This window comes from Aestuariimicrobium ganziense, assembly GCF_015352975.1.
Lineage (GTDB): Bacteria > Actinomycetota > Actinomycetes > Propionibacteriales > Propionibacteriaceae > Aestuariimicrobium > Aestuariimicrobium ganziense.
In genome coordinates, this window is record NZ_JACYIZ010000004.1 from 120,954 (window position 1) to 138,115 (window position 17,162).

Below are 17,162 nucleotides of genomic sequence, written 5' to 3' on the forward strand. Positions count from 1 at the left end.
GCGTTCAGCCAAGCAGGTTGAGCAGCGCCTTCTCCAGCCCGGCCTGGCGGGCGTGCGGACTGCGGTAACGCTTGGCGGCAGCCGCCTCGATCGTCGTGCCGGCCTCGTACAGGTCGATCACTCGCGGGTCGACGTAGGACTTGCGGGCGATCGTCGGGGTGTTGCCCAAGTAGGACGACACCTCCATCACCGCCTGCTTGATCGCACGGCGGCGCGACGCCTGGGTGTCGCCAGGCTCCTCGGCCAGCGCCAGCACCTCGGCAGCGATCACCGTGGCGTGCCAGGTGCGGAAGTCCTTGGCGGTGAACCCGCCACCGAACAGCTCCGACAGGTAGGCGTTGACGTCGCCCGCCGACAGGTCGGTCCAGCCCGAGGACGAGCGGTAGGCCAGCAGGCGGTGGCTCTCGTCGCGGCGCTGGCGCATCGACTCCAGCGCCTTGACCGCCGGGTCGTCGTCCACCGGGATGGTGTGGCTGATGCCTGACTTGCCGGTGAACGAGAAGATCAGCGTCGCGCCCCGCCGCCGCACGTGCTGGCGCTCGAGCGTGGTCAGCCCGAACGAGCCGTTGGCGTCGGTGTAGGCGTCGTTGCCGATGCGGAAGTAGCCGACGTCGAGCAGGCGCACCGCGGTGGCACAGGCCCGCTCGAGAGGCATGCCGTCCAGGCCGATGTCACGACTGATCTGGCGACGGGCGGCCGGGAGTTGCCCGGCGGCCAGCGTCACCCGGTCGAACTTGGAGCGGTCACGCTTGGCTCGCCAGTCGGGGTGGTAGAGGTACTGCGTGCGGCCGGCGTCGTCCACCCCGGTGGCCTGCAGGTGGCCGTTGGCGATCGGGCAGATCCACACGTCGGTCCACGCCGGCGGGATCGCCAGCGACTTCACGCGCTCGACGTCATCGGACGAGAGCGCGCTGCCGTCAGTGTCGAGGTAGCGAAACCCCTTGCCGGAGCGCCTGCGCGTCCACCCGGGCATGCGCGCGGTGACGCGCCTCAGGCGGGCCACGGTGTGGTGTCAGGCTCGGCTGTCAGGCCTGAGCGTCCTCGTCCTCGACCTCAGCGTCCTCGGCACGCTCTTCGCGCGAGGGGGCGTCGTCGGGGTCGACGTTCTTGTGGGCCTCTTCGGGCTCGAAGCTGTTGGGGGCGCCCATGGTGGCGCCGACGCCCTCGTCGTTGAGTTCCTCGACGTTGGTGGTGTCGTCGCGCTTGGGATCAGTCATGGGTCCTCCTCGGGTGATCAGCATCCGCAGCCTGCGCCGCGGGGTTGGTCAACGCTACCGGCGGCCGGTGGTGGGCGGCGGGACGACTGAACGCTGTCCACCCTTGAGGGTGGGGTGGTGGGTCCCGGCTGGGTCGGGGGCTGGTGCGCTCGAGGGACACTGCGGGCGCGGCGAACCGGCCAACGGGGGTCGTCCTGCTGAATTGGCGTGAAAGGGGGGAAGCAGCCCCGTTGTCATGGCGGTCTGTGCCGTAGTGCACGACATCTCTGCACCGCCGCTCGGGTTGAATGGTTTCATGCTCCCTGACACCTGGCGTGCTGCCTGGATCACCGCTGACCCGCACCCCGATCACCCGCACGCCGCACCGATCTTCCGCCGCGCCTGGCCCCTGGACGAGCGCCCCACCAACGCGACCCTCCACCTGTCGGCGCAGGGCACCGTCAACGCCACGATCAACGGTCGTCCGGTCAGTGACGCCCGGCTCGGTCCCGGACTGAGCAACCACGCGGTCGTCGCCCGCGCCACCACCGACGACGTCACCGACCTGGTCGCCGGCGCCGATGAGATCGTGCTCGCCGCCGACCTGGGACGCGGCTTCTACGACATGCACACCCCCGAGGTCTGGGAGTGGGTCAACGCTCCCTGGCGCGACACCGTGCGGATGACCGCCGAACTGCACCTGACCTTTGCCGACGGCCGCACCGAGGTGCTGGTCACCGACGACTCGTGGCGCACCAGCACCGGCGGCACCCGCTTCGACTCGCTCTACGAGGGCGAGGACTTCGACCAGACCCTCGAGCCGGCCGGCGGGCGCGAACCCGGGTTCGACGACTCGTCCGGGACACCGGCCGTGGTTGCGGGTGATCACCCGATGGCCGGTCGCACCCACCAGCGCCTGGCACGCGAGGTCGCCACCTCGGGCGTCCCGCTGCGCGAGGCGATGAGTGAGCCGATCCGGGTGGTCGAGACCATCACCCCGACCTGGACCAAGCTGGCCGACGGCCACTGGATCGGCGATGTGGGACGCGTGGTCGCCGGCTGGGTCGAGGTCACTCCGCTGGTCGAAGGCCGCCTCGAGGTCGAGGTACGCCACGGCGAGGCCCTCGACGACGATGGAGGACTGATCTGCGAGAACAAGTTCATTCGCACCGGACGCTTCCAGCACGACCGGCTCGTGCTCGACGGACAACCCTGGCAGGCCCGCCACACCTGGAAGGGGTTCCGCTACCTCGAAGTCACCGGCGTCGAGGTCGACACCGACGTGACGGTGACCGCCTGCGTCGCCACCGCCGATGTGCCGGTGACCAGCAGTTTCACCAGCGACAACCCGACGCTGACCTGGCTGCACCAGGCCTTCGTCCACACCGTGAGGGCGAACCTGCACTGGGTGCCGACCGACACCCCCACCTTCGAGAAGAACGGGTGGACCGGCGACGCGCAGGTGGCCCTGGCGGCGATGCTGGCGCGCTTCGACCTACGTCGCCACCTGGGAAGTTGGTTGGACGACTTCCTCGACGCCCAGCGTGAGGATGGTCAGTTGCCGGTGATCATCCCCTCGGCCGGCTGGGGTTACGACACCAGTCCCTGCTCGCCGGCGCCGGAGTGGACCACGCTCTACCCGGTCATGGTCGACGCGCTGGTCAACGAGTACGAACTCGACCTGTGGCCGGTGCACCGCGACGGAGTCGTGGCCTACCTGCGCCACGAAATCGGCCGCCTGGACGAGGACGGCCTGGCCTATGGCATCCTCGGCGACTACCTGTCACCGGGGACGATGGGCCCGCCGCCGGAGGACGTGCGCATCGAGTCGTCGATCCTGCTGGCCCATGCGCTCAGCGTGACCGCACGCGCGCTGGCGGGGTCGCCCGAGGCGGACGAATTCGAGGCAGCACGCGGACATCTGGTCGATGCGATCAACGCCGCCTTCCTGGATCGCGACAAGGGCGTCTACTCGTCCGTCGCGCTGACCGGGGTGCACGCAGAACGCTCGCGCAGTGAGAACAGCGACCAGTACCGCCAGACCCCGCAGGTGCTGGCCTTGGCCCACCGGGTGGTGCCCGACGACGTCCGCAGCGACGTGCTGGCGAACCTGGTCGCGGACATCGAAGCGCGGGGTGACCACCACAACATCGGCTGCATCGGCGGCGAGCACTTCTACTCGTTGCTGATGTGCGAAGGGCACGCCGACCTGGCGCTGCGTGCGGCGACCAACCCGACCGGGCCCAGTTGGGAGGTGTGGCGCGCCGGAGGTCACCAGACCCTGCTGGAGATGTGGGTCGAGCCGGTGAGGTCGCGGGCGCACTACTTCCACGGGGCGGGCATCCGCTTCATCGAGGACCAGTTGGCCGGGCTTCGGCGCGAGGCTCCGGGCTGGCGTCGCTTCACGGTGGCGCCGCGTCCGGTGGCAGGCGTCGACAGCATCGACCTGGTGCGCGCAGGGATCCGAGTGGCCTGGCTGCAGGCCGATGGACGACTGGCGGTGGATGTCACCGTGCCCGAGGGCTCGACGGCGACCTTGGTGATGCCCGATGGGACGGCGCTGCCGCTGTCAGCAGGGGAGCACCACCACGAGGGATCACTGGCTGCCGCTGGTTGAGTGGCCCGTGAGGTACGAGTGGGCGTGGCGAGACAGCTCCTGGTCGGCGGCCCCGTCAGCGGACCTCTCGTCCCTTCGGCGGACGCGCCACCAGCATCACCTCGGCAACGGTCTTCGCCACCAAGAAGATCCCCAGCACGATCGCGGCGTTGCCCTGCAGTGAGGCCGAGGGCGCCACGTCGCGGAACAGCCAGACGATCACGATGACCGCTGCCGCCAGCACCACCAGGCGGATGACCACGCCGAACAGGGCGGACGCGGCCTCGCGTCCGGCATCGTCCAGAGCCTGGAGGCGGGGGTGCACCGCCTCCACCGCCAGCCGCAGCAGCACCAACGCCAAGGGCACCCACCAGAGCCGGGCCGTGAACTCGACGCCGGCGGCTAGGCGAAGGCGACCACGAAGAAGCCGAGCAACAGCCACCAGATCACCAGGAAGAGGGTCAGTCAGCGGATGGGTCCGAGCCGTCCCATCGTCGGCAGCGTGCCGGTCTGGCCGCGGCGTTCGGCTCGGGCCACGGCCACCAGGGTGAGGACGCCCGCCGCCACCGAGTCGACCAGCAGCAACAGCAGTGGGTTGCCGGCCGGTGCACCCCAGAACAGCACGGGGACCGCGACCGCGATGTTGCTGAAGATCACGAACGCGATGGTGGCGGCATCGGCGACACGGGTGGGCATGGGCCTGATGGTAGGGGGGCCAGCGTCACCTCGACGGACACCGTGCGACGGCGAGGGTCACTGAAGTCGGCGACGGGTACGGCATGCAGTGTTCGTCGGCGACCAAGGTGACCGTCGGGGACGAAGGATGCGCGTCGCCGGCAAAGGTTGGGTCTCGACACGCAGCCTCGTCCCTCGGCTGCCGCTCGACCAGCGAGAGGGGCATGTCTGCTCAGGGGGTGGCCAACTCCGAGAGCCGGTCAACATCGACGATGGCGACGCCGCGTCGTCCCGACATCTCGATCACGCCCTCGTCCACCAACTCGGCCAGCCGGCGGCTCAGTGTCTCCGGGGTGGTCCCGAGGTAGGACGCCACGTCCTTCTTCGCCATCGGCAGAGACACCTGGGCTTGCCCACCACGCATGATCGCGGGTAGGTCGAGCAGGTAGGCCGCCACCCGGGTCATCACCTCGGTGCTCGAGAACGCGGCCAGCATCCGCTCGGCCGACAGCAGCCGCTCGGTCGCGGCCTGCAACATCCGCACCGCGATGTCGGGATAGGTCGACACCAGCCGCGCCAGGTCGGCATGGTCGAAGGTGCACAGCGCCACCGGCTGGTCCGCGAAGGCGAAGTGCTCGGGGCGCCGTCCCAACAGGAACGAGGTCTCACCCATCACGTCGCCGGGCTCGAGCACCCGCACCACCTGCTCGCGTCCGTTCTCGAGCACGTGCACCACCCGGATCCGTCCGGTGTGCACCACCATCAGCCGGTTCTGGGTCGCCGACGGGGTCTGCAGCACCGCGCCCTTGTCGGCCTTGATCGGACGAGCGAAGGCCGCGACCTCGTTCTGCTGCTGCCTGGTCAGGTCCCGAAAGATCGGGACCCGGGCCACACAGGTGTCATGTTCCCTGACCGGCTGGATGTCGAGTTGTCGCACCACGTCAAACACCCTTCTCTGCCGAGACCCCGCCGCGGTCTCGACACGTTCCCTCGTACCTCGGGAACCACTCGACCGTCCAAGGGCTGTGGGGCATCGAACTGAACTTGATCTACGTCAAGGAACGTATCTGGCGAAGTCCGTAACTTCAAGGTGTCGGCCTCACCAGAGGCCCTCCAAACCCCGAGAAGAGGACCACAGATCATGACCCGCACGATGCTCCGCGCCGAAGGCTTCACCTGCCCCTCCTGCGTCACCAAGATCGAGAAGTCGCTGAAGACCCTGCCCGGTGTCGAGACCGCCAAGGTGCACTTCACCACCTCGAAGATCGAGGTCGACCATGACACCGACAAGACCTCCGCCGACGACCTCGTCGCCGCCGTCAAGAAGGCCGGCTACACCGCCCGCGCCTCCGCCTTCTGACCCTTCCCCTCACCCACCCCCACGACACGCGAAAGAGAAGAACCCGACGATGTCACGACTGAACAGCCTCCGCTCCCGCATGCACCGGCGCTGGACCGTGCCGGTGGTCTCGGGCACGTTGATCGTCCTGTCCTGGCTGGCCGGCTACCTGCTGTCCGGCCGCACAGCCGAGATCACCCACGACGTGTTCATGGTGGCGGCTGCGGTCGTGGCCGGTGTGCCGGTCGTCCGCAGCGCCTACCAGGCCCTGCGGGTGCGCACCATCGGCATCGACCTGCTGGTCTCGGTCGCCCTGATCGGCGCCCTGGCCATCGGTGAGTACTGGGAGGCGGCCGCGGTCACCTTCCTGTTCGCGGTCGGCCACGCCCTCGAGGACGCCACCTTGGCCAAGACTCGCTCGGCGCTGGCCGGGCTGATCGAGCTCGCTCCGACCACGGCCACCGTTGTCCGCGACGGTGTGCAGGTCGAGGTGGCCGCCCACGAGGTGTTGCCCGGCGAACTGGTCGTGGTCAAGCACGGCGGCAAGATCCCGGTCGACGGCGACGTCTCCGACGGCCACGCAGCGGTCGACGAGGCCTCGATCACCGGCGAGTCGATCCCGGTCGAGAAGGCGCCCGGCGAGAAGGTCTTCGCCGGCACCATCCTCGCCGACGGGTTCCTGACCATCACCACCACCAACACCGGCGCCGACACCACCTTGGCCCGCATCATCCACCGGGTCGAGGAGGCCCAGGAGGCCAAGGCCCGCACCCAGCAGTTCATGGAGAAGTTCAGCAAGTGGTACACCCCGGGCATCATCGTGCTCGCCCTGGTGGCCGGCCTGATCACCGGCAACATCGAACTCGCGCTCACCCTGCTGGTCATCGGCTGCCCCGGCGCCCTGGTGATCTCGGTGCCGGTCGCCCTGGTCGCCGGCATCGGACGAGCCGCCCGCGACGGTGTGCTCATCAAGGGCGGGGAGTTCCTCGAGACCGCCGCCAAGGTCAACGTGGTCGCCCTCGACAAGACCGGGACCATCACCCAGGGCCGTCCCGAGATGACCGACCTGATCGCCTTCGGCTCGTGGACCGCCGACGAGGTGCTGGCCTGGGCAGCCCGCGCCGAGGCCGGGTCGAGCCACCCGCTGGCCACCCCGGTGCTCAAGCAGGCCGAGGCCCAAGGCATCACGGTGCCGGCCGTCCCCGAGGCGGTCGAGACCGTGCCCGGTCAGGGCGTCATTTCCCAGTATCGGCAGGGCGAGCGCGACGGACGATCGATCGCCGTCGGCAACCCTGCCCTGCTGCACAGCGTCGGCGCGCTGAGTGCCGAGGCGTCCGCCGCCGCCGACCAGTTGGCCGGCCAGGGACGCACGCCGCTGCTGGTGGCGCTCGACAACGAGGCGATCGGCGCCATCGGCGTGGCCGACCAGATTCGTCCCGAGGCCGCCGAGTTGGTGGCAGGCCTGCACCGATCCGGGGTCAAGAAGGTGATCATGCTCACCGGCGACACCGAGCGGGTCGCCCGGGCGATCGCCGCCGAGGTGGGCATCGACGACGTGCGCGCCAGCCTGCTGCCCGAAGACAAGCTGGACGCGGTGCGCGACCTGCAGCATGAGGGCCACACCGTGGCCATGGTCGGCGACGGCGTGAATGACGCCCCCGCCCTGGCCCTGGCCGATGTCGGCATCGCGATGGGAGCGGCCGGTTCACCCCTGGCCGTCGAGACCGCCGACATTGCCCTGATGACCAGCCGGTTGAGCCTGATTCCGCACGCCATCGGCGTCGCCAAGCGCACCGGCAATGTCATGCGCCAGAACATCTGGATCGCCCTGCTCACCGTGGGCGCCCTGCTCGCCGGCGTCCTGTTCGGCGGGGTCACCATGGCGATCGGGATGCTCGTCCACGAGGCGTCGGTGCTGATCGTGATCGTCAACGCGATGCGGCTGCTGCGTCATCGTCCCGACCGGCCCACCGAGGCGAACCCGAGCCGACGAGCCGTCGTCCGTCAGCCCGAAACGACGCAGGACGAACCGGTGGCGCTCACCCGCTGACCGTCACGGCTCGCTCACACACCCTGAGGCCCCCGGGACCCGCTACGGCGTGGTCTCGGGGGTCTTCGGTGCGGTCTCGTCGCGGTGTTCGTCAGGCTCACCCGAGTCAGGGTCGTCGTCGCTGCGGTACTCGGGGTTCGGGGCGGGCGGCGCGGGCGCCGGTGCCGCGGCCTCGGCCGGTTCACCCTCCAGGTGCTGCAGCCGGTGGGTCTTGCCCTCGATGATCAGGTGGGCGACCATCGCGGTCCAGCCGGTCTGGTGGGTGGCGCCCAGGCCCTCGCCGGTGTCGCCGTTGAAGTACTCGCTGAACACCGGGTGCTCGTCCCACAACGGACCCGACAGGAAGTCCCGCGGGGTGCCGGGACGACGCCCGTCCGGTCCGGGCCGGAACATGCCGACCAGCCGGTGCGACAGGTCGTCGGCGATCTCTTCGAGGTTGTACTTCTCACCCGATCCGGTCGGGTACTCCCAGATCAGGTCGCCACCGACCCCGTCGGCGCGGTGGCGCAGGGCGTTGACGATCAGGCAGTTCAGCGGGAACCAGACGGGTCCGCGCCAGTTGGAGTTGCCGCCGAACAGCCGCGAGTCGCTCTCGCCCGGCACGTAGTGCATCTCCATCTCCTGGTCGACCAGGGTGACCACCAGCCCGTCACGGTAGGTGGCCGACAGCGAGCGGATGCCGTAGGGCGACAGGAACTCCTCGGGGTCGAACAGTCGGCTGAGCACCCGCGGCAGACGGTCGTTGTCGACCAGCGACAGGGTCTGCACCTCGCCGTTCTCGGTCTGCTCGGTGAGCATGTAGCGCATCAGGTCGGGACGATGCTCCTTCATCCAGACCCTGCGGCGGGCGAAGTCGGGCAGTTCCTCGGCGATCCAGGGCTGGGAGTTGGCGACCGCCATCAGCGGCAGCAGACCCACCAGCGAGCGCACCGGCACCAGTTGCACGTGGCCCTCGTCGTTGACCAGCGCGTCGTAGAAGAAGCCCTCGTCCTCGTCCCACAGCGACACCGGCGGGGCACCGAACGCCTCGACGGCCTGGCTGATCGACAGGAAGCGGTGGAAGAAGGTGGTCGCGGTCTCGTCCCAGCCGGGCAGGCTTCGGGCCAGCTCCTGGGTGATGCGCATCATCACCAGGGTGTGGAAGGCCATCCAGCTGGTGGCGTCGGACTGCTCGAGGTGCCAGCCGGCCGGCACGTCGCCGGAGCGGTCGAACAGCGAGATGTTGTCGAGGCCGAGGAATCCACCCTCGAACAGGTTGTTGCCCGACTCGTCCTTGCGGTTGACCCACCAGCCGAAGTTGAGCAGCAACTTGGTGGTGATCCGTGACAGGAAGTCGGTGTCCTCACGACCGTCGGCGAGGTAGACCATCCACGCCGCCCACGCGTGCACGGGCGGGTTGACGTCGCTGAACGACCACTCGTAGGCGGGCAGCTGTCCGTTGGGGTGCTGGGCCCAGTCGCGGCACAGCAGCATCAGCTGGTTCTTGGCGAAGGCCGGGTCGACGTGGGCGAGCGCGACGCAGTGGAAGGCGAGGTCCCACGCGGCGAACCACGGGTACTCCCAGTCGTCGGGCATCGAGATCACGTCGGCCAGGTCGAGGTTGTTCCACAGGGTGTTGCGCCCCCAGGGTTCCTGGGCCTGGCGGACGTCGGGTGGGCTGACCTGCTCGGGATCGCCCTCGAGCCACTCCTTGACCGAGTAGCGGTAGAGCTGCTTGCCCCACTGCAGGCCGGCGAAGGCACGCCGGCACAGGTGCCGGTCGTTGTCGGTGAGCCCGTCGGGCAGCACCGCGTCGTGGAACTCGTCGGCCTCGGCGCGGCGGGCGGCGATGGTCTGGTCGAAGAGGTCGCCGAACGGGTCGTCGTCGACCTCGTCGGCCTTGGTGAGGCGCAGCCGGATGCTCACCGTCTCGCCCGGGGCGACCTCGTCGAAGCGGTACCAGAAGCCCATCTTGGTGCCGGTGCCCGCGGGGTTGAGCAGGCTGGGGTCGTCACCGACGACCGCCTGGTTGATGGCGTCCTTGGGGTGGGGGGAGAGGTTCTTCTGCCCCCAGAGGGCTTCGGCGTTGGTCTCGTTGTCGCAGAAGAGCACCTGCGGACGACCTTCGGCCGCGAGCCGGTACTCACCGAGCCAGGCCTGGTCGCTGGTGACGCTGACCCAGTCGTCGTGGGCGGGGTCGGTGCCCATGGTGGGGGTGCGGTCGTCGCGTCCCCAGATCCAGGTGTTGCGGAACCAGTACTGCGGCACGAGGTGCAGCGGGGCGGGGTCTGGGCCGTGGTTGGTGGCCTCGACGACCATGCAGATGTCGTGCGGGGTGACCTTGGCGTGGGTGACGGTGACGTCGAAGAAGCGGTTGTCGTCGAGCACGCCGGTGTCGGACAGTTCGTACTCGCGCTCGAGTTGGCCTCGTTTGGCGTTGGTCTCGATCAGGTCGGCGTAGGGGTAGGCGGCCTGGGGGTAGCGGTAGAGCCACTGCGCCCAGGAGTGGGTGGGGGTGCCGTCGAGCGCCCAGTAGTACTCCTTGACGTCCTCGCCGTGGTTGCCCTGGGGGTTGGTCAGCCCGAAGGGACGCTCCTTGAGCCGGTCGTCGTTGCCGTTCCACAAGGCGATGGCCAGGTTGGCGAAGCCGAACCGGTCGCACAGGCCGGCCAGGCCGTCCTCACCCCAGCGGTAGACGCGCTGGTGGGACTGGTCGAACGGGAAGGCCTCCCAGGCGTTGCCGTCGGGGGAGTAGTCCTCGCGCACGGTGCCCCACTGGCGGGCGGCGACGTAGGGGCCCCAGCGCCGCCAGTCACAGTCGTCGGTGGGGGAGTCATGCAGGCGCCGCCCCTCGGCGGTGTCGTCGAAGGTGGCCATCCATCAAGCCTAGGGGGACGATCCCGGCCCGGTGGCCGAGAAGGTCGCGAGGGGGCCCCTTCAGGTGATCTGAGTGGCAGGCGAGGGTCTGCCTGGTTGGTCGAGTAGTTCGCGAGGGTCTGTCTGGTTGGTCGAGTAGTTCGCGAGGGACGAGCGAACGTGTCGAGATCCGGCTCGGTTCACTGCAACCCCACCAAGCTGAACCGTTCCGACTTTTCGAACCAAACCGTGCATTCTCACAAAGATCCTTGTCAGAAGCCGGCCAGGCACCCCCGCCCAGCCCTCTAGACTCACTCTCGTGATCCTTGGCCCCGCCCTGTTGCCCTCCGTGCTGATCGCGGCGGTGCTCGTCGTCAGCGGACTGGCCAAACTGCGCCACACCACTGCCACCCGCAGCGCGTTCCAGCAGCTCAAGATGCCGCGCTGGATGACCACCTCGTTCCTGCCGGCGGCGCTGGCTCCCGGTGAACTGCTGCTGGCGGTGGCGGTGCTCGTCCTGCCCGGCTGGGCCGGTGTCGCGGCGGCGGTGGCCGCGCTGCTGCTGGTGCTCGCCTACGTGATCGTGATCGCTCGCGCCCTGACCTTCCCGGTGCGGCCCAGCTGTGGCTGCTTCGGTGAACTGGGCATGGGCGAGGTCACCGGACTGACCTTGGTGCGCAACATCGTCCTCGCCGTGATCGCTGCGCTCGCGGTCTGGGCGTCCGTCGCCTCGGACGATTCGATCGTTCAGCGGCTGATCCAGGCACCGGCGGAGTCCTGGCTGTGGTTGCTCGGTGTCGCGGTCGCCGTCGTGCTGGCCGGGCTGATCGTCCACCGGCCGGCTCCTGACTTCATGTCGATGTTCCAGCCGGCCGTGGCCGATGCCGCCGCGCTTGACGAGGACGAGTACCTGCGTGCGCCGATCCCGTTCGCCACCTTGCTCAACTCGTCGGGTGACGAAGTGCAGCTGCGCGACATGGCTCGTCGGCAGGCCCAGCTGATCGTCTACCTCTCCCCGGGCTGCGGCACCTGCCACTGGGTGTTCGGCGAGCTGGACCAGTGGCGCACCGCCATCGATCCCGTCGCGCTACGAGTGCTGTATTCGATGGAGCCGGATTCCGCCCGCGAGGTGCAGGTCGCCGGCGTCGCCGACACCCTGGACGACGCACTGTTCGACCCGAAGATGAGCCTGGTCAGGATGATGGGGCTGTCGAGCCCGAGCGCGTTCCTGCTCGGCACGGACGACCTGCTGGCTGGCGGTCCGGTGCGCGGCGAGGACGTCCGTGAGCTCGTGAACGATGTCGCAGCCCAGCTGGAGGAAGCCCGCCAAGGTCAGGAGTGACTTGGCGCTTGCCCCCAATCAGCGTCGAGGGTGAGCAGCCCGTGCTCCGCCAAGGCCTCCAGCTGGCTGTCCAGCTCACCCGCCGGGGGCTCCCCGAACTGCTCGACCAGTGCCGCCTCGAGCTCGGCTCGCGAGCACGGGATCAGCTGCATGATCAGCGTGGCGATCGGGGCCAGCCGCAGGCACTGCCGACCGGTGAGCACCAGGGACTCGTCCCCGTGCACGTAGAAGTCGACGATCTCACCCGGCCTGATCACGGCGCCTCCAGTTGCGCCAGGCACCACTCGACCACGTCGGCCGACTCGGAGTACTCGACCAGCGTGCAGCCCAGGCGCTCGTGGATCTGTGCGAGCAAGTGCAGCGGCTTCGCCAACTGCGCCAGCGACGAGGTCTCGGGTGCCAACATCCCCACCGCGTCGAGCAGGTCGAGATCGGTGAACGTCGGCTCGGTCACCGTCGCGCTCCGGCGCAACACCACCAACCGGTGAAGGTGAACGGACTCCGGCGCCGGCAAGAGCCCCAAGTCATCAGGGGAGTTCTCGATCTTCTCCTCGCCCGGGCTCGCCGCCAGCGTGACCGGCTTCGGGTACGGATGAATCCGCAGCGTGTCGGGCTCGATCCCCACGGTCTCGTCGGTGACGTAGCCGAAGCGCCGCCCCAGCTGCCGGGTCAGGGTCGACTTGCCGGTGCCGCCGGGCGCGACGTAGGCCAGTGCTCGTCCAGACTTGGGATCGGCGACACAGCCCGCGTGCAGCATCAACAGCCGGCCGATGTTGGCGGTCACCAGACCGCGGGTGATGCTCTGGGTCAGCAGTTCCATCGACTCGCCGGGCTTGGCCTCGACCACGCTGGCGGGCTGGTCGTCCTCGACGTGACACCGCCCCCACAAGCGCACGAACTCGTCCCGCTCGAGCCCCGACCCCTCCAGGTCGACCCCGACGGTGGCATCCAACCCGTGCACCGCCAGCACGTCAGCGCTCCTCGCCGGGCAGCACAGTACGCAGCGCCCCGAGCAGTTGCTCCAGTTGCACCGCGCAGCGCTCGGCCGCCTCGCGGCCTCGCCCGAACGGGTCAGCCACGTCGGTCTCGCGCGAGGGACGAACCCGGTGGCGGTAGGCCCAGCGCACCAACTCCGGCAGCGCCAACCCCGGCGGTGCCGACTGGGTGGTCTGGACGAACTGCCCCAGCGTGAACGTCTTGCGGATCGCCTCGGGGAACTCCTCGGCCAGGAAGGCCCGGTGCCCACGGTCCATGGTGAGAATCAGGTCGTGGTCTTGGGCTTCGAGGTAGGAGATCGGACGAGACCCGCGCGGCGCGACATCGGCCGTAGGCCTTGACTCGACCGGCAGCGTGGCGGCCATCACCGGGTCCATTCGGTTGCCGGGGGTGGCCAGCGTTCCGGCGCTCTCGAAGCGCAGGTGCGGCATCAGCGTCTGCGCCCGAAGCTGTGCCCACGGTGAGCGGCAGATGTTGGCGGTGCAGACGAACAGGATCGACGCCGGTTCAGCCATCGGTCATCACCAGCCCTCGCTGTTCGAGATCGGTCAGGAAGTCTCGCACTCCGGCGTCGATGGTGGCGGCATCCTCACCGGTGATCGTGGCGAGTTCGGCCACCAACGCCTCAACGTCGGGTTCGTCGCTGGTCCAGATCAGCGCACCCCAGCCCTCGAGGGCCACGATCACGCCCTTGTCGGCGCGCACTGCGTGCACCACGTCGTCGGGCGAGACCTCCCAGACGGTCTGCGGATGCCGCTTCCACCTCATCGCGACCTCCTGCGGCGCAGCAGGGCGCGGACCTCGTGACCCAGGGTGGTCCAGCGGCGCAGGGCTCGTTTGACCCGGTCGCGGCTGGTGGGTGGTCGTCCCAGTTCGGCCTCGAGCAGCCCGGCGTCCATCGTGGCGAGCATGGCGACCACGCGGGCCTTCTCGACCGGTCCGTCGGCGGCGCGCCAGCGGGCCCGCCACTCACCGAGTCTGCTCGGGTGGCGCTCGCCGAAGCTCTTCCACAGCAGGTACTCGCGGTGGGTGCGGTACTGCTCCAGGTTGCCCAGGGCGGCGGCCAGCCCGACCTCGGCGTGCAGCCGCTCGGCCAGGGCCGAGACCTGGGTGCGCTCGTACTCGCTGGCGCGTCCCCACGCCCGATCGCGGTCGGGGTGGTCGGGTCCGCTGCGGGCGGCGTGGACGAGCAGCAGCAGCCGTTGCCCGGTCACCGAGGGCACCGGGCAACTGACGTGGCCGAGTTCGACCTCGCCGCGGTCGGCCCACAGGGTCTCGAAGGCCTTGCGGTCCAGGCCGGGGAAGTGGCGGTGCAGGTCGGCGTTGCCCATCGTCGGATGGTGCACGTTCATCGCATGCCCGAACGCGGACGACCCCGCGAAGGAGGTCTTGAAGTCCCAACCGGCCCGATGCATGACGACCAGCAGGCGGTCGACGTGTTCGGGGCGGATCAGGATGTCGGCGTCGCTGCTGTCGCGGTCGTTGACCACCTCGACCATTTCGTGGGTGATCGGGTCGCGGACGGTGCTCGTGCCCATGATCTCGGGCGCGACGGCCGGCCCCTTGATGTGCAGCACGTCGGCGCCGGCCTGCTCGGCCAGTCGCTGCAGCACCCCGTGGATCAACCGCACCCGGGTGGGCATCGGCACGTCGGCAGCGCTCATGGCTGGTCTTGGAGGTAGGCGCGCAGCGAGTCGGCCTGGTCGCGGGGGACGAAGCCGGTGGCCTTGATCTTGTCGAGGGTCAGGGTGCTGTGCTGGGGACGAGGGGCGAGGCTTCGTCCCTGCCCGTAGCTGGCGGTGTCGGTGGCGCTGACCTGTCCCTCGGAGCCGACCAGCGCGTAGACCTCACGGGCGACCTGGAACCAGGTCTGCGGGGTTCCGTCGCCGGTGAGGTTGTAGGTGCCGAACGGGGCGACGACCTCGAGCAGGTGGAAGATGCCGCGGGCGAGGTCGTCGGCGAAGCTGAGTCGTCCGACCTGGTCGTCGACCACAGCCGGGCTGGCTCCCTCGCGGGCGAGCCGGGCCATCGTCCGAACGAAGTTGTGGCCCTCGCCCACCACCCAACTGGTGCGCACCAGGTAGTGCTGCTGCCAGCCGGCGACTGCGAGGTCTCCGGCGGCCTTGGCCGCGCCGTAGGCGCCCAGCGGTGAGAACGGCTCGTCCTCGTCGTGCTCGGTGCGGGAGCCGTCGAAGACGTAGTCGGACGACAGGTGCACCAGCGGCAGCCGGTGGGCTCGGGCTGCCCGTGCCAGGTTGGCCGGGCCGACCGCGTTGACCGCCCAGTTCTGGGCGCGGGAGTCGCCCTCGGCGGCGTCGACGGCGGTGAAGGCGGCGGCGTTGATGATCGCCGAGGTGGTGCTGAAGTCGAAGGCGTCGACGCTGGCGGCGTCGGTGATGTCCAACTCGTCGCGGTCGACGCCGACAGCCTCGGGCAGCAGCCGGCACAGCGCTCGTCCGACCTGGCCGGCCGAACCGACCACCAACGGACGATGGGCCGCCGCGGGAGTGACGTCGGCAAGCACCGGGTGGTGTTCGTCGGCCTCGGAGATCACCGCGTCGGTGAGCGGGATCGGCCAGGCGACACCGGGCAGTGCCAGGTTGGTGAAGGTGTAGTGCTGCTTGGCGGCGGCTGACCAGTGGGCGTTGACCAGGTAGGAGTAGACGGTGTCGTCGCTGAGCGTCTGGTAGGCGTTGCCGACCCCGCGGGGGACGAAGACGGCCTTGTCAGTGCCCATCTCGAGGGTGACGACCTGGCCGAACGAGGGCCCCTCGCGCAGGTCGACCCAGGCGCCGCATACGCGGCCGTGCACCACCGAGACGAACTTGTCCCACGGTTCGGCGTGGAAGCCGCGGGTGACGCCACGGGCGGAGTTCCAGGCGACGCTGTGCTGCACCGGCCCGAAGTCGGGCAGGCCGAGGGCGGTCATCTTGGCGCGCTGCCAGTTCTCCTTGAACCAGCCGCGGGGGTCGTGGTGCAGCGGCAGGTCGACCAGCAGCAGGCCGGGGATCGCCGTGGTGTGCACCGCCAGGTCGGCCATCACTGGCCCTTGGCGGCGTACTTGGCCTCGGTGGCCTGCTTGGCGCCACGCCACCAGTCCTCGTTGGTGCGGTACCAGTCGATGGTCGAGCGCAGGCCGTCGACGATGTCGGAGTACTGGGGGCTCCAGGCGAGTTCGTCGCGCAGCGGGGCGGCGTCGATCGCGTAGCGCAGGTCGTGGCCAGCGCGGTCGTTGACGTGGTCGTAGGCGTCGGTGGGCTGACCCATCAGTTCGAGGATCAGCTCGACGATCTCGCGGTTGTTCTTCTCGCCGTCGGCGCCGATCAGGTAGGTCTCGCCGATGCGTCCGGCCTCGATGATGCGCCACAGTGCGGAGTTGTGGTCGTCGACGTGGATCCAGTCGCGCACGTTGAGCCCGGCGCCGTAGAGCTTGGGGCGGATGCCGTCGATCACGTTGGTGATCTGGCGGGGGATGAACTTCTCGATGTGCTGGCGGGGGCCGTAGTTGTTGGAGCAGTTCGACAGGGTGGCCTGGACGCCGAAGCTGCGCACCCAGGCGCGGACGAGGTGGTCGCTGGCCGCCTTTGACGCCGAGTACGGCGACGACGGGTTGTAGGGGGTGGTGCGGGTGAACTTGGCCGGGTCGTCGAGTTCGAGGTCGCCGTAGACCTCGTCAGTGGAGATGTGGTGCAGCCGCTTGCCGTGCTGACGCACCGCCTGCAGCACGTGGTAGGTGCCCACGATGTTGGTCTCGACGAAGATCGCCGGCCCGTCGAGGGAGTTGTCGTTGTGCGACTCTGCGGCGAAGTGGACCACGACGTCGTGGTCGGCGACCAGGTCGTCGAGCAGGGCGGGGTCGGCGATCGACCCGTGGACGAAGTTGAGGCGGGCTGGGTCAAGTCCGTCGAGGTTGGCCCGGTTGCCGGCATAGGTGAGGGCGTCGAGCACGGTCACGCCGGCGTCGGTGTGGTCCAACACCCAGCGCGCGAAGTTGCTGCCGATGAAGCCGGCCCCGCCGGTCACGAGGAGGGTCGTCACGTGGGTCAGACTATCGGGACGACCCGCGGGGGGCACGGGTCGTGCAACCTGCGCTGACAGCCCCCCTTCGCGTGATGCTCTGCCACAGTGGTGGC

17 protein-coding genes are annotated in these 17,162 nt (G+C 69.4%); 4 read left to right on the forward strand and 13 right to left on the reverse strand.

The annotated features are described in order from the left end of the window. Positions 1-4 precede the first annotated feature (4 nt). Both IE660_RS08720 and IE660_RS08725 read right to left on the reverse strand, forming a co-directional pair. Positions 5-1,003, reverse strand: coding sequence for a DNA topoisomerase IB (locus IE660_RS08720; RefSeq protein WP_203567974.1), 999 nt, complete (start codon positions 1,001-1,003; stop codon positions 5-7). A 22-nt stretch (positions 1,004-1,025) separates the two neighbouring features. Next, on the reverse strand, positions 1,026-1,217 hold the full coding sequence (locus IE660_RS08725) for a hypothetical protein (RefSeq protein WP_203567975.1): 192 nt from the start codon (positions 1,215-1,217) through the stop codon (positions 1,026-1,028). 295 nt (positions 1,218-1,512) lie between these two features. Between IE660_RS08725 and IE660_RS08730 the strand changes: the two genes are divergently transcribed. After that, positions 1,513-3,813, forward strand: a complete 2,301-nt coding sequence (locus IE660_RS08730; protein ID WP_203567976.1) for a family 78 glycoside hydrolase catalytic domain — start codon at positions 1,513-1,515, stop codon at positions 3,811-3,813. 55 nt (positions 3,814-3,868) lie between these two features. Here IE660_RS08730 and IE660_RS08735 read toward each other — a convergent pair whose 3' ends face one another. The 3 genes from IE660_RS08735 to IE660_RS08745 all read right to left on the reverse strand — a co-directional run bounded on the left by IE660_RS08735 (position 3,869) and on the right by IE660_RS08745 (position 5,407). Then, the gene (locus IE660_RS08735) at positions 3,869-4,159 is read right to left on the reverse strand and encodes a hypothetical protein (RefSeq protein ID WP_203567977.1); all 291 of its coding nucleotides are present in this window, start codon (positions 4,157-4,159) and stop codon (positions 3,869-3,871) included. 98 nt (positions 4,160-4,257) lie between these two features. Next, positions 4,258-4,488: a DUF6498-containing protein gene (locus IE660_RS08740; RefSeq protein ID WP_203567978.1), complete on the reverse strand. Its 231-nt coding sequence runs from the start codon at positions 4,486-4,488 to the stop codon at positions 4,258-4,260. A gap of 211 nt (positions 4,489-4,699) precedes the next feature. After that, the gene (locus tag IE660_RS08745; RefSeq protein ID WP_328701906.1) at positions 4,700-5,407 is read right to left on the reverse strand and encodes a Crp/Fnr family transcriptional regulator; all 708 of its coding nucleotides are present in this window, start codon (positions 5,405-5,407) and stop codon (positions 4,700-4,702) included. Positions 5,408-5,608: 201 nt separating this feature from the next. On the opposite strand from IE660_RS08745, the gene IE660_RS08750 reads away from it, so the two are divergent. Together IE660_RS08750 and IE660_RS08755 are read left to right on the forward strand one after the other, a co-directional pair. Further along, positions 5,609-5,827 (forward strand): heavy-metal-associated domain-containing protein, encoded by a 219-nt coding sequence (locus IE660_RS08750; RefSeq protein ID WP_203567979.1) that lies wholly within the window; start codon positions 5,609-5,611, stop codon positions 5,825-5,827. Positions 5,828-5,876: 49 nt separating this feature from the next. Continuing rightward, positions 5,877-7,856 carry a heavy metal translocating P-type ATPase gene (locus tag IE660_RS08755; RefSeq protein WP_203567980.1) on the forward strand — a complete coding sequence of 660 codons (1,980 nt, stop codon included), beginning with the start codon at positions 5,877-5,879 and terminating at the stop codon, positions 7,854-7,856. Positions 7,857-7,898: 42 nt separating this feature from the next. On the opposite strand, the gene IE660_RS08760 is transcribed toward IE660_RS08755, so the two are convergent. Then, complete coding sequence (locus tag IE660_RS08760) at positions 7,899-10,712, reverse strand: MGH1-like glycoside hydrolase domain-containing protein (protein WP_203567981.1); 2,814 nt, start codon at positions 10,710-10,712, stop codon at positions 7,899-7,901. Between the two features lie 298 nt (positions 10,713-11,010). On the opposite strand from IE660_RS08760, the gene IE660_RS08765 reads away from it, so the two are divergent. Further along, positions 11,011-12,033 carry a MauE/DoxX family redox-associated membrane protein gene (locus IE660_RS08765; protein ID WP_203567982.1) on the forward strand — a complete coding sequence of 341 codons (1,023 nt, stop codon included), beginning with the start codon at positions 11,011-11,013 and terminating at the stop codon, positions 12,031-12,033. Here the strand turns inward: IE660_RS08765 and IE660_RS08770 are convergent. From IE660_RS08770 to rfbB, 7 genes are read right to left on the reverse strand one after another with little or no spacing between them, the layout of a single operon-like run. Further along, complete coding sequence (locus IE660_RS08770) at positions 12,024-12,290, reverse strand: hypothetical protein (RefSeq protein WP_203567983.1); 267 nt, start codon at positions 12,288-12,290, stop codon at positions 12,024-12,026. The two genes, IE660_RS08765 and IE660_RS08770, sit on opposite strands and share 10 nt — an antisense overlap. Continuing rightward, the gene (locus tag IE660_RS08775) at positions 12,287-13,003 is read right to left on the reverse strand and encodes a hypothetical protein (protein ID WP_203567984.1); all 717 of its coding nucleotides are present in this window, start codon (positions 13,001-13,003) and stop codon (positions 12,287-12,289) included. Before IE660_RS08775 ends, IE660_RS08770 begins: the two co-directional genes overlap by 4 nt. Position 13,004: 1 nt before the next feature. Further along, on the reverse strand, positions 13,005-13,544 hold the full coding sequence (locus IE660_RS08780; protein WP_203567985.1) for an arsenate reductase/protein-tyrosine-phosphatase family protein: 540 nt from the start codon (positions 13,542-13,544) through the stop codon (positions 13,005-13,007). Next, positions 13,537-13,797, reverse strand: coding sequence for a PqqD family protein (locus IE660_RS08785; protein ID WP_203567986.1), 261 nt, complete (start codon positions 13,795-13,797; stop codon positions 13,537-13,539). The genes IE660_RS08780 and IE660_RS08785 overlap by 8 nt, the downstream gene beginning before the upstream one ends. Next, the gene (locus tag IE660_RS08790) at positions 13,794-14,693 is read right to left on the reverse strand and encodes a nucleotidyltransferase family protein (protein ID WP_203567987.1); all 900 of its coding nucleotides are present in this window, start codon (positions 14,691-14,693) and stop codon (positions 13,794-13,796) included. Before IE660_RS08790 ends, IE660_RS08785 begins: the two co-directional genes overlap by 4 nt. Next, positions 14,690-16,069 (reverse strand): sugar nucleotide-binding protein, encoded by a 1,380-nt coding sequence (locus IE660_RS08795; RefSeq protein ID WP_203567988.1) that lies wholly within the window; start codon positions 16,067-16,069, stop codon positions 14,690-14,692. Before IE660_RS08795 ends, IE660_RS08790 begins: the two co-directional genes overlap by 4 nt. Then, a complete protein-coding gene (gene rfbB, locus IE660_RS08800) occupies positions 16,069-17,067 on the reverse strand; it encodes a dTDP-glucose 4,6-dehydratase (RefSeq protein ID WP_203567989.1) in 999 nt (332 codons plus the stop codon). Before rfbB ends, IE660_RS08795 begins: the two co-directional genes overlap by 1 nt. Positions 17,068-17,162 lie beyond the last annotated feature (95 nt).